This is a genomic window from Thalassobacter sp. HA4-2 (genome assembly GCF_055693705.1).
The window spans coordinates 2,692,406-2,704,911 of the sequence record NZ_JBVFUK010000001.1 but is presented as its reverse complement, the minus strand read 5'-3'; the positions used below and the strand labels follow the sequence as shown (position 1 = coordinate 2,704,911).

Sequence of the window (12,506 nt, the reverse complement as noted above, 5' to 3'; positions counted from 1 at the left end):
TATGTGCTTGATGATCTGATTTGGCTTGGATTTCTTTGAATTTTCTGGCGTGTTCACAGGCGTATGTGCAAGATTGTCCTGCAATCGGCGACCAAAACCGGAGAATTATGTATGCAGCCCGAGATGGACGACATAGACCTGCGAATCCTGCGCTATCTGCAACGCGACACCCGGCCGTCGATGCAGGCCCTTTCAGAACGCGTGCATCTGTCTGCCTCGGCCTGTCACCGCCGTGTGCAACGAATGGAGAAGGCGGGGATCATCAAGGACTACGTTGCCCTTGTGGACCCCCGCGCAGTGGACCGGCGCACGACGGTGTTTGTCGAGGTGAGCTTGTCGGGGCAGTCGGATGCGGTGCTGTCTACGTTCGAGGCGGCAGTGGCCAAGGTGCCGGACGTGTTGGAGTGTCACCTGATGACCGGCGCGTCGGACTACCTGCTCAAGGTCGTGGCGCGCGACACCGAGGACTTTGCCCGCATCCACCGCGCGCATTTGGCATCGCTGCCGGGGGTCGCGCAGATCCAGTCCAGCTTTGCGCTGAAGACGGTGTTCAAGACGACGGCCTTGCCGATCGGCTAGGGGCGGGCGGCGGGACAAGTCCCGCCCTACAGATCCTCGACCAAGGCCACACCGGGCAGGGACTTCAGCGCCCCCTTGATCTGTGGGGACACCGGGAAAGGGTCTGGCAGTTCCACCTCGACCTCGCCGGGCAGGTCGCTGGCCAGCAGGCACAAGCGCACCGGGCCACGTCCGCGCGGGGCGCTGTCTGCCGCCATCCGTTCAAGCAGCGAGGCCACGGCGGGCACGGCTTGCGTTTCCTCGACGAACACCCGCAGGCCCGCGCTGGCATCATTGCTGATCAGGTCGTCCACGGGTGCGACGGAGCGCGCAAGAAGTTTCAACTGATCCGCCTCGAGGGTCGCCTCGACTTGCAATGTGATGCGGGTGCCGGTTTCAAGGTGGTTGCGGCTGGCCTCTAGGGTGTCCGAGAACATCGTTGCCTCGAACTGTCCTGTGGGATCAGACAGCTGCACAAAGGCAAACCGATTGCCGCGCGCGGATTTGCGTTCCTGTCGGCTCGCGATGATCCCGGCCATTTTGACCGCAGCAGGGCCGGATTGTACGATATCCATGACCTCGGCCAGTGTTTTGACCTTTTTGCGTTTCAGGGCGGCCATGTAGTCGTCCAGCGGGTGGCCGGACAGATAAAAGCCGATGGCCTTGAATTCCTCGGCCAGGCGTTCGGCGGGCAGCCAGTCGTCGATTGCGGGCAAGCGGGGTTCGGGCAGATCGTCACCGGCCTCGCCGAACAGGGACACTTGGTTGGAGTTCTTCTGATCAAAGATCGCCGCCGAATAGGCCACCAGCCCGTCCAGCGCACCCAGCACCCGCGCGCGGTTTGCATCCAGTTGATCGAACGCCCCCGCACGGGCCAGCATTTCCAACGGGCGTTTGCCGACCCGTTTCAGGTCTACCCGACGGGCAAAGTCGAACAGGGTGGCAAAGGGTTTGGTCCCGCGCCCCGCCACGACCAGTTCCATTGCGTCCACCCCTACGTTTTTCAGTGCACCCAGTCCGTAGACCAAGGCGCCCTCGTGAACGCTGAACGTGGCCATCGAGCGGTTCACACAAGGCGGGATTATCGTCAGGCCCAACCCGCCGCGATCCGTCGATTTGCGCACCTCCTCGGCGTAAACCGAAAGCTTTTCCGTCAGGTGGATATCGCAGTTCATGACGCCTGCCATGAATTCCACCGGGTGGTTTGCCTTCAGCCATGCGGTTTGATAGCTGACGACCGCATAGGCGGCAGCGTGGGACTTGTTGAAACCGTAGTTGGCGAATTTGTCCAACAGGTTCCAGACCTCGGTCGCCTTTGCGGCATCCACGCCGTTTTCGGCGGCCCCTTTCAGAAACTTGGGGCGTTCGACGTCCATCGCCTCTTGCAGCTTTTTCCCCATGGCGCGGCGCAGCATGTCGGCCCCCCCAAGGGAATAGCCCGCCATTTCCTGCGCGATCTGCATCACCTGTTCCTGATAGACGATGATGCCCTGGGTTTCGTCGAGGATGTGGTCCACGCTTGGGTGCAGCAACTCTCGCGCACTCAGGCCGTTCTTGACCTCGCAGAACTTGGGGATGTTCTCCATCGGGCCTGGGCGGTAGAGCGCGACCAGCGCGATGATATCCTCGATGCAGTCCGGCTTCATCCGGCGCAGGGCGTCCATCATGCCGCTGGATTCCACTTGGAACACGGCCACGGTGCGCGCGTCTGCATAAAGTTTGTAGGACGCCTCGTCATCCAAGGGGATCGCGTTGATGTCCCCTTCGGTCCCGGGAGCCGGTTCATACAACTGCGTACCATCCGCGGCGATGTGGATTTCGCGGCCCGAGGCGTGGATGATGTCGATGGCGTTCTGGATCACCGTCAGGGTTTTCAGGCCCAGAAAGTCGAACTTCACCAGCCCGGCCTGTTCCACCCATTTCATGTTGAACTGGGTGGCGGGCATGTCGGATCGTGGGTCTTGGTAAATGGGCACAAGCGCGTCCAAAGGGCGATCTCCGATCACGACACCCGCCGCGTGGGTAGAGGCGTTGCGCAGCAGCCCTTCAACCTGTTGGCCGTAGTCGAGCAGGCGTTTGACGACCTCTTCGTCGCGAGCGGCCTCGCGCAGGCGTGGCTCGTCAGCGAGGGCCTTTTCTATGCTGACGGGTTTGACGCCCTCCACCGGGATCATCTTGGACAGGCGGTCCACCTGCATGAACGGCATCTGCAACACGCGGCCCACGTCGCGAACGGCAGCCTTGGACAGCAGCGCACCAAAGGTGATGATCTGACCCACCCGGTCGCGGCCGTACTTTTCCTGGACGTATTGGATCACCTCCTCGCGGCGATCCATGCAAAAGTCGATGTCGAAGTCCGGCATGGACACCCGTTCGGGGTTCAAGAACCGCTCGAACAGTAGAGAATAGCGCAGGGGGTCAAGGTCGGTGATGGTCAGGGCGTAGGCCACAAGTGACCCCGCGCCCGATCCACGGCCGGGGCCCACGGGGATGTCGTGGTCCTTGGACCATTGGATGAAGTCCGCCACGATCAGGAAATAGCCGGGGAAGCCCATGCCCTCGATAATCCCCAACTCGAAATCCAACCGTTTCTGATACTCCTCTACCGGGGCTGCGTGAGGGATCACGGCCAAGCGTTTTTGCAACCCCTCGTTGGCCATGCGGCGCAGTTCTTCGACCTCGTCGTCGGCAAACTTGGGCAGGATCGGGTCGCGTTTGTAGGCCTTGAAGGCGCAGCGCTGTGCGATTTCGACGGTGCTCTCGATGGCCTCGGGCAGGTCGGCGAAAAGGGTCACCATCTCGGCCTGGCTTTTGAAGTGGTGCTCGGGCGTCAGGCGGCGGCGGTCGTCCTGTTGATCAACATAGGTGCCGTCGGCGATGCAGATCAGGGCGTCGTGCGCCTCGTACATCTTGGCCTCGGGGAAATAGACGTCATTCGTGGCGACCAAAGGGATGGCGTGGGCATAGGCCAGCTCCACGCTGTCCGCCTCGGTCTTGTGGACGCCGCCGTGGCGCTGGATCTCGACATACAGACGGTCGCCATAGGCCGCCTGCAGGGCCGCCAAATGCGCCTCCGCCTTGGGCATTTGCCCGCTGTCCAACAGTTGCGCCAGCGGACCAAGCGGCCCCCCGGTCAGGCAGATCACACCGTCCGAATGGGCCGCCAATTCCTCCATCGTGACTTGGGGCAGCATTTCGGGCCGCGCGGTGTACAGGCAGGTGTTCAGTTTCATCAGGTTTTCGTAACCTGCCTCGGACTGCGCCAGCAGGACCACAGGGGCTGGGTTGCGGGCACGCGCGCCCAAGGGCGCGGGGTCGTACATCACATCCACCTGACACCCGATGATCGGCTGCACCCCCGCCTTGGCCAGCGTCTCGGACGCCTCCAATGCGGCGAACATGTTGTTGGTGTCTGTGATTGCGACGGCTGGCATATCCGCCCGCGTGCACAGGTCAGACAGCTTTTTCAGCCGGACCGCCCCCTGCAGAAGGGAGTATTCGGTGTGCACGCGCAGGTGGATGAATCGAGGGGGCTGAGGCATGGGTCGACACTATGTGGTGCAAGCCATCCCGAAAAGGGGTCAAATCTTGTGCAGCGCGTTTCCTGTGCGTGGGCAAGGGTTGCCAAGTCCGCCTTCACCCGCTTTACTCTTTGCCACCCCCGCGCTCTACGCCGCATCGACCGCGAGAGGGGGCAACCCTTGGGTACCGCGGCCTTGATGATATGACACAGATCACGTTTCTACTGAACGGAGACGCGGTGCGCCTGACGGTCGATGACCCGACGCGCACCCTGCTGGATTGGCTGCGCGAAGAACGCGGCCTGACCGGCACCAAGGAAGGATGCAACGAGGGCGACTGCGGGGCCTGCACGGTCATGGTCAGTGACGGCCAGCATCGCGCGCTGAACGCTTGCATCCTGTTCCTGCCGCAACTGAACGGCAAATCTGTCACCACGGTCGAGGGGCTGACCGCGCCTGACGGCACCCCGCACCCGGCACAAACCGCCATGGTTCAACACCACGGCAGTCAGTGTGGGTTCTGCACCCCGGGCTTTGTCGTTTCCATGGCGACAGCGCACCTCAACGGGGCCACGGATCACGCGGACCAACTTGCGGGCAATCTGTGCCGCTGCACCGGATACGCGCCCATCCTGCGCGCGGCGAAAGCGATCGAGACCAAGGCTCCGCCGCCCCACCTCATTGTTCCCCAAATACCCTCGGGGGAGGCCGCAAGGCCGGGGGCAGAGCCCCCAGCTTGGGTGCAACCCAAAACGGCGGATGACCTCGCGCAGTGGTATGCAGACAACCCGGACGCGACCCTTGTGGCAGGGGCGACGGATGTGGGTCTGTGGGTCACCAAGCAGTTTCGCGATCTAGGCACGGTGGCCTTCCTTGGGGCCTGTACCGAATTGCAACAGATCACTGAAACCGACGACGCTTTGCACGTTGGCGCCGGTGTCACGGTCGCGGCCCTGCGCGCGGCGGTGCAAGACCGTCATCCCAGCTTTGCAGAGATGTTGCGCCGATATGGCTCCGAACAGGTGCGTAATGCGGCAACCATCGGGGGAAACGTGGCCAACGGCTCGCCCATCGGCGACGGCCCCCCGCGCTGATCGCCCTTGGCGCGACAGTGACCCTGCGCCACCGGGATGCCCGCCGCACCCTGCCACTTGAGGCGTTCTTTATCGACTACGGCAAGCAAGACCGCGCGCCGGGCGAATTCGTCGAAGGCCTGACCATCCCGAAACAGCCCGACACCCTGAGGGTTTACAAGCTGTCCAAGCGGTTCGACCAAGATATCTCTGCGTTATGCGGGGCCTTCAACATTGCTGTGTCCGACGGCCAAGTCACCCGGGCCCGCATTGCGTTTGGAGGCATGGCGGCGACGCCCAAGCGCGCCACGGCGACCGAAGCCGCGCTGCTGCATCAGCCTTGGACCGAAGCCACCGTGGACGCCGCCGCTGCAAAGTTGGCCGAGGACTACAGCCCGATTTCTGACATGCGCGCCTCGGACGCCTATCGTGCGCAGACCGCGGCCAACATGCTGCGCCGCGTCTGGGCCGATTATCAGGGCACCGTCACCGATATTCAGGGGGTGCGCCCATGACCGCCGGTAAACCGATGCCCCACGACGCAGCGCCTTTGCATGTGAGCGGGGCGGCGCGCTACGTGGATGATATTCCCCTGCCCGCGAACGCCCTGCACTTGGCCTTCGGGGTGTCGCAAGTGGCCCACGGGGACCTGCGTTCGTTGGAACTGTCTGCGGTCCGGGCCGCACCCGGCGTGGTCGCGGTGATCGGGCCAGACGATTTGGACACAATGCCCGACTGCTCCCCTTCTGTGCACGACGAACCTTTGCTGGCCAAGGGGCAGGTGCACTACGCAGGCCAACCCTTGTTCCTTGTGGCGGCCACGTCCCATCGCGCGGCGCGGGCGGCCGCACGGTTGGCAGTGGTAGAGATCGACGAGAAACCTGCGATCCTGACCGTCGAGGATGCCATGCAGGCGGAAAGCTGGTTTGACGGGGGCCCGCGGATTTGGGGGCGCGGCGACGTGAGCGGTGCGCTGGCCGCCGCACCCTACCGCTTGGACGGCACATTCGAGGTCGGCGGGCAGGAGCATTTCTATCTGGAGGGCCAAGCGGCTCTCGCCCTGCCGCAAGAGGGGGGACATGGTCATCCAATCCTCCACCCAGCACCCGACGGAGATCCAGCACAAGGTGGCCCATGCATTGCACGTGCCCATGCACGCGGTTCGGGTGGAGGTACGCCGCATGGGCGGCGGGTTTGGCGGTAAGGAAAGCCAAGGCAACGCGTTGGCCATCGCTTGCGCACTGGTGGCCGCGCGCACCGGGCGGCCTGCCAAGATGCGCTATGACCGCGACGATGATTTCACCATCACCGGCAAGCGTCACGATTTTCGGATCACCTATGACGTGGGCTTTGACGCCGAGGGTCGGATAGAGGGTATCCGGTTCGGCCACTACGTGCGGTGTGGCTGGGCGCAGGACCTGAGCCTGCCGGTGGCGGACCGGGCGATGCTGCATTCCGACAATGCGTACTTTCTGCCCGCGGTCGAGATCAGCAGCTGGCGGTTGCGCACCAACCTGCAAAGCGCCACGGCGTTTCGCGGGTTTGGTGGCCCTCAGGGGATGGTCGGGATTGAGCGGGTGATGGATGAGATCGCCTACGCCTTGGGGCGCGACCCGCTGGACGTGCGGCGCGCGAACTTCTACGATGCGAGGGGCGATGCCCCCGGCCTTGCGGCCTCCCCCGAGGGTATTTCTGGCCCAAAGAAGCGGGACACCACGCCCTATGGTCAGGTCGTGGAGGGGTTCATTCTGCCCCAGTTGGTGGAACAATTGGCCGAGCAGTCGGAGTACGTCGCGCGCAAGCAGCGCGTGGCGGAGTGGAATGCTGCCCATCCGATCCTGAAACGCGGGATCGCCCTGACGCCGGTGAAGTTCGGGATCTCGTTCACTTTGACCCATCTGAACCAAGCTGGCGCATTGGTGCATATCTACCAAGACGGGTCCATCCATCTGAACCACGGTGGGACCGAGATGGGGCAGGGGCTATTTCAAAAGGTCGCTCAAGTCGCGGCGGATCGGTTCGGGCTTGAGACGGGTGCGGTCAAGATCACGGCGACGGACACGGGCAAAGTGCCAAACACCTCGGCCACAGCGGCCTCGTCCGGGTCGGACCTGAACGGGATGGCCGTGGCGGTCGCCTGCGACAAGATCAAGGCCGCGATTGCTGCGCATCTGGGCGACGAGGCGGCGAGGTTCGAGGGTGGGCATGTGATCGCCAACGGTGTGGCCCGCCCTTTTGCGGACGTGGTGGCCGAGGCCTACTTGGCCCGCGTTCCCCTGTCCGCAACAGGGTTCTACAAGACGCCCTCCATCGCGTGGGACCGCGAGGCTGGGCAGGGCAAGCCGTTCTTCTATTTTGCCTATGGGGCGGCGGTCACCGAAGTGGTCGTGGACACCCTGACCGGCGAGAACCGCATTCTGCGTGCGGACATCCTGCACGATGTGGGCCGCAGCCTGAACCCCGCGCTCGATATCGGACAGATCGAAGGGGGCTACGTGCAGGGGGCGGGATGGCTGACGATGGAAGAGCTGGTCTGGGATGATCGCGGCGTGCTGCGGACCCATGCGCCCTCGACCTACAAAATCCCCGCGACCGGTGACACGCCCGAAGTGTTCAACGTAGGGCTTTGGGATGGGGCCAATCACGCCGACACCATCTATAGGTCCAAAGCCGTTGGGGAGCCGCCCTTCATGCTTGGCATCAGCGCCTTGTCTGCCCTGACCCAAGCCTGCGCGGCTGCTGGCCCGAACCCGCCCAATTTGCAGGCCCCCGCCACGCCAGAGGCCTTGTTGGCGGCAATCGAGCGTGCCCGTGGCTGAGGAGATTGCCGTCACTGTGACAGCCACGCAGGGGTCTGCCCCCCGCGAGGCTGGTGCCACCATGTGGGTCAGCGCAGCCGGGTTGCGCGGCACGATCGGGGGCGGCGCGTTGGAGTATGAGGCGATGCGCCTCGCCCGCGGGATGCTGGCCGAGGGGCGCGCGCAGATGCAGCGGACCTTTCCCCTAGGCCCGGACCTTGGTCAGTGTTGTGGGGGCAGCGTGACGCTGGATTTTGTGGCCGGTGCGTTGGGGCCAGAGCCGACCGATCCCCCGATCTGGATCTGGGGCGCGGGCCATGTGGGGCGCGCGATTGCCGCGACCCTTGCGCCCTTTGAAAACCACCAGGTGACCCTGATCGACGACGCGCCCGCCCGCCTGCCCAATCCATTACCGCCCAGAGTGGCGCCTTTGGTTGCCACCGACATGCCCCGCGCCGTGCGCCATGCGCCTGCTGATGCGCGGCATTTCATCCTGACATACTCTCACGACATCGACCTTGCCCTGTGCGATGCGCTTTTGCGCCATGGGTTCGGGACCTGCGGTCTGATCGGATCGGCCACCAAGTGGGCAAGGTTCCGCAAGCGGCTGGGTCAGATGGGGCATTCAGATGCTCAAATTTCGCGCATTGACTGCCCAATCGGTGATCCCGGACTTGGCAAACACCCCCAAGCCATTGCGATTGGCGTTGCGGCACGGCTACTTGATAGGCAAGTGCCGAAAGATTCGGCGTCGATGCCAAGTTTCGGGGGCACATGACTGCACCACTGCTTGATCTTCACGGGCTGACCAAGGCTTACCCCGGCGTTGTTGCAAATGACGACGTGTCCTTTGCGATCCAACCGGGCGAGGTGCACGCCCTGCTCGGCGAAAACGGTGCGGGCAAGTCCACGCTGGTCAAGATGATCTATGGCTTGGTCAAGCCAGATGCGGGCTCCATGACCCTGCGCGGTGCGCCTTTCATGCCGTCAGAGCCCCGCGCGGCCCGTGCCTCTGGCGTGGCCATGGTGTTCCAGCACTTTTCCCTATTTGAGGCCTTGAGCGTCGCTGAAAACGTAGCCCTAGGCATGGAAAACCCGCCCAAGGCCAGCCAGCTTGCCGCGCGCATCCGTGAGGTCAGCGAGACCTACGGCCTGCCGCTGGACCCTTTCCGGCTGGTGGGCGAGTTGTCCGCGGGCGAACGGCAGCGGGTCGAGATCATCCGCTGTTTGCTGCAAGACCCCAGCCTGTTGATCATGGACGAACCCACCAGCGTGCTGACCCCGCAAGAGGTCGACATCCTGTTCAAGACCCTGCGCACCCTGAGTGCCGAAGGGACAGCGATCCTGTACATCAGTCACAAGCTGGAAGAGATCCGGTCGCTGTGTGACGCCGCCACGATCCTGCGCCACGGCAAAGTGGTCGCGCGTTGCACCCCGTCCGAGAAATCTGCATCGGAGTTGGCGGAACTGATGGTGGGCCAAACGCTCGCCGCGCCAAAGGCCGCCGCCCATGCGCCGGGTGATACTGTGTTGCAGGTGTCTGGCCTGTCGCTGACGTCGGCGGCGGCCTTTGGCACCAACCTGCGTGACGTATCGCTCAACTTGAGGCGGGGCGAGGTGCTGGGCATCGGCGGCGTTGCGGGTAATGGTCAGGACGAACTGTTGGCCGCCCTGAGCGGCGAACGGCTGGCGCCCACCGGAACGATTGCTTTTGATGGCCAAGACGTTGGCCCCTTGGGGCCGCGCGCGCGCCGTGCCTTGGGCCTGCTGTGTGCACCCGAGGAACGCCTGGGCCATGCCGCCGCCCCTGACATGAGCTTGACCGAAAACGGGGCCCTCACCGCCGCCGGGCGAGAGGGGATGGTGTCGCGTGGGTTTATGGATTGGGGCAAGGCCAAGGGTTTTGCCGAGACTGTGATCAAAAAGTTCGACGTGCGCACCCCCGGCCCTTGGGTCGCGGCCCGCGCCCTGTCGGGCGGTAATCTGCAAAAGTTCGTCATTGGGCGCGAAGTTCTACAACGGCCCGAGGTGCTGGTGGTCAATCAGCCCACGTGGGGTGTTGACGCCTCGGCGGCGGCGGCGATCCGGCAGGCGTTGTTAGACCTTGCGGGGCAGGGTGCGGGCGTCATCGTCATCAGTCAGGATTTGGACGAGTTGATCGAAATCACCGACCGCTTTGCCGCCCTGAACGAGGGCCGCCTGTCCGCCGAGGTGCCCACCGCTGGCCTGACAATGGAGAGGATCGGGTTGATGCTGGGCGGTGCCCACGGGATGGAGGCGGCAGAATGATCCGGCTGGAAAAACGCCCCTCGCCCTCGCGCCTGTGGACCTATGCCGCCCCGCCGGTTGCCGTGCTGCTGACGCTGGTCGCGGGGGGGATCATGTTTGCCCTGCTGGGCAAGGACCCTTTGGAGGCGCTGCGGACGATCTTCTGGGACCCCCTGTTCAATGAACAATTCGCAGCCTTTTCGCGACCGCAACTTTTGGTCAAAGCGGGGCCGTTGATCCTGATCGCCGTTGGCCTGTCCATCGGGTTCCGCGCAGGCATCTGGAACATCGGGGCAGAGGGGCAATACATCATGGGCGCGGTGATCGGGGCTGCTGTCGGGCTGATGTTCTATCCGTCCGAGTCCGTCCTGATCTTCCCCGCCATGGTTCTGGCCGGGGCCTTCGGAGGCTGGGCCTGGGCGATGATCCCGGGGCTGTTGAAGGTAAAGTTTGGCACGAACGAAATCCTTGTGTCCCTGATGCTGGTCTATGTTGCGGAAAACATCCTCGCCTCGGCGGCCGTGGGGTGGTTGAAAAACCCTGACGGTGCGGGCTTTCCGGGATCACGCAACCTGTCCCAGTGGGATGCTGCGTCGAACCCCGAGTTGATTGCCGGTACCGGCGCCCATTGGGGCGTGGTTGCGGCGATCATCGCGGTGATCCTGGGGTACGTGATGTTCGCGCGGCATATCATGGGCTTCAACGTGCGTCTGGCCGGATCGGCCCCCCGCGCGGCGAGGTTCGCGGGGTGAACCCTGCGCGGCTGATCCTGTTCTGCCTTGGCGTCTCGGGCGCGCTGGCAGGTTTGGCCGGGTTGTTCGAGGTGTCGGGCCCTGCTGGGCAAATCAGCATCGACTTCAATGTGGGCTACGGGTTCACTGCCATCATCGTTGCTTTCCTCGGCCGATTGCACCCGGTTGGTATCTTGCTGGCAGGGTTGCTGATGGCGCTGACCTACATCGGCGGAGAGTTGGCATCCTTCATGTTATCGATCCCCACAGCGGCCATCCAAGCCTTTCAGGGGATGTTGTTGTTCTTTTTGCTGGGAGTGGATGTGTTGACGAACTATCGGTTCCGCTGGGGGCGCGCATGACATTGGGGCGGTGGCAAACCATGGGCCTTGCCGCCCTGTTCGGTGCGCTAGTCTGGTATCTGGACGCGACCGTCCTGCCTTGGATCGGCATACTGTTCCTATGTGCGCTGGCGTCCATGATGGCTTGGGTCGTGCTGAAAACCGGTTGGGACGAAGACAACTACACCCCCGGCATCCATATGGTGCAAAGCGCCAGCCTTGGCGGCGTGATCGGGTGGAGCCTTGTGAACCTGCTGGCGAGGATGCTGTGATGGACCTGTCATCAATCAATTGGGTCCTGCTGGTGGCATCGCTGATGGTCGCTGCCACCCCCATTCTGTTGGCTGCCATTGGCGAGTTGGTGGTCGAAAAGTCCGGGGTCCTGAACCTTGGCGTCGAGGGGATGATGATCATGGGCGCGGTCTGTGGTTTTATCATCGCCGTTGAGGTCGGCTCGCCCGTTGTGGGGTTCGTCGCGGCGGCCCTTGGCGGGGCAATCTTGGCGCTGTTGTTCGGCTGTTTGACCCAGTTCTTGCTGACGAACCAAGTGGCCACGGGCCTTGCGCTGACTTTGTTCGGCCTTGGACTGTCGGCCCTGATCGGCCAATCCTACGTGGGTATCCGCGCGCCGGGCCTGCCGAAAATGGACTTTGGACCGCTGACGGATTTGCCAGTCGTGGGTCCTATCCTGTTTGGGCATGACCCCATGGTCTACATTTCGCTGGGGATTGTGGCGGGGGTCTGGGCGTTTTTGAAATTCACGCGCGGTGGCTTGATCTTGCGGGCCGTGGGCGAAAGCCACGAGGCCGCCCATGCCCTTGGCTACAACGTGGTGCGGGTCCGTCTGTTGGCTATTGCATTTGGTGGGGCCTGCGCCGGTTTGGGCGGGGCCTACCTGTCGCTGGTGCGCGTGCCCAGCTGGACCGAGGGCATGACTGCCGGGGCGGGCTGGATCGCCCTTGCCATTGTCGTGTTTGCCAGCTGGAAACCTATGCGCATCATCCTTGGTGCCTATCTTTTTGGCGGCATCACGGTTTTGCAGCTTAATCTGCAAGCAGCCGGGGCGACAATCTCGGTGGAGGTCTTGTCGATGTCGCCTTATGTCATCACCATACTGGTGCTTGTTATCATATCCGCCGATCGCCGCCGGGTGTCGCACAATGCGCCTGCCGATCTTGGCAAACCATTTCACGCCTCAAGTTAGGGGCACAATCAG

The 12,506-nt window shown here is 63.4% G+C and carries 6 protein-coding genes and 3 pseudogenes; 8 read left to right on the top strand and 1 reads right to left on the bottom strand.

The features are described from left to right. Nucleotides 1-63 precede the first annotated feature (63 nt). On the top strand, nt 64-579 hold the full coding sequence (locus ACZ1G0_RS13595) for an Lrp/AsnC family transcriptional regulator (protein ID WP_472737430.1): 516 nt from the start codon (nt 64-66) through the stop codon (nt 577-579). 26 nt (nt 580-605) lie between these two features. Here ACZ1G0_RS13595 and dnaE read toward each other — a convergent pair whose 3' ends face one another. After that, nucleotides 606-4,100 carry a DNA polymerase III subunit alpha gene (gene dnaE / locus ACZ1G0_RS13590; protein ID WP_472737429.1) on the bottom strand — a complete coding sequence of 1,165 codons (3,495 nt, stop codon included), beginning with the start codon at nt 4,098-4,100 and terminating at the stop codon, nt 606-608. A gap of 182 nt (nt 4,101-4,282) precedes the next feature. Here dnaE and xdhA point away from each other — a divergent pair. The 7 genes and pseudogenes from xdhA to ACZ1G0_RS13555 all read left to right on the top strand — a co-directional run bounded on the left by xdhA (nt 4,283) and on the right by ACZ1G0_RS13555 (nt 12,494). Further along, a pseudogene (xdhA, locus tag ACZ1G0_RS13585) lies at nt 4,283-5,667 on the top strand (xanthine dehydrogenase small subunit). Beyond that, nucleotides 5,664-7,971: pseudogene (xdhB, locus tag ACZ1G0_RS13580) on the top strand (xanthine dehydrogenase molybdopterin binding subunit). The pseudogenes xdhA and xdhB overlap by 4 nt, the downstream one beginning before the upstream one ends. Next, nucleotides 7,964-8,728, top strand: coding sequence for a xanthine dehydrogenase accessory protein XdhC (gene xdhC / locus ACZ1G0_RS13575; protein WP_472737428.1), 765 nt, complete (start codon nt 7,964-7,966; stop codon nt 8,726-8,728). Before xdhB ends, xdhC begins: the two are co-directional and overlap by 8 nt. Then, complete coding sequence (locus tag ACZ1G0_RS13570) at nt 8,725-10,239, top strand: ABC transporter ATP-binding protein (protein ID WP_472737427.1); 1,515 nt, start codon at nt 8,725-8,727, stop codon at nt 10,237-10,239. The genes xdhC and ACZ1G0_RS13570 overlap by 4 nt, the downstream gene beginning before the upstream one ends. Next, nucleotides 10,236-11,311, top strand: a pseudogene (locus ACZ1G0_RS13565) (ABC transporter permease). The gene ACZ1G0_RS13570 and the pseudogene ACZ1G0_RS13565 overlap by 4 nt, the downstream one beginning before the upstream one ends. Further along, a complete protein-coding gene (locus ACZ1G0_RS13560) occupies nt 11,308-11,562 on the top strand; it encodes a hypothetical protein (RefSeq protein WP_472737426.1) in 255 nt (84 codons plus the stop codon). The pseudogene ACZ1G0_RS13565 and the gene ACZ1G0_RS13560 overlap by 4 nt, the downstream one beginning before the upstream one ends. Beyond that, nucleotides 11,562-12,494 carry an ABC transporter permease gene (locus tag ACZ1G0_RS13555; RefSeq protein WP_472737425.1) on the top strand — a complete coding sequence of 311 codons (933 nt, stop codon included), beginning with the start codon at nt 11,562-11,564 and terminating at the stop codon, nt 12,492-12,494. Before ACZ1G0_RS13560 ends, ACZ1G0_RS13555 begins: the two co-directional genes overlap by 1 nt. Nucleotides 12,495-12,506 lie beyond the last annotated feature (12 nt).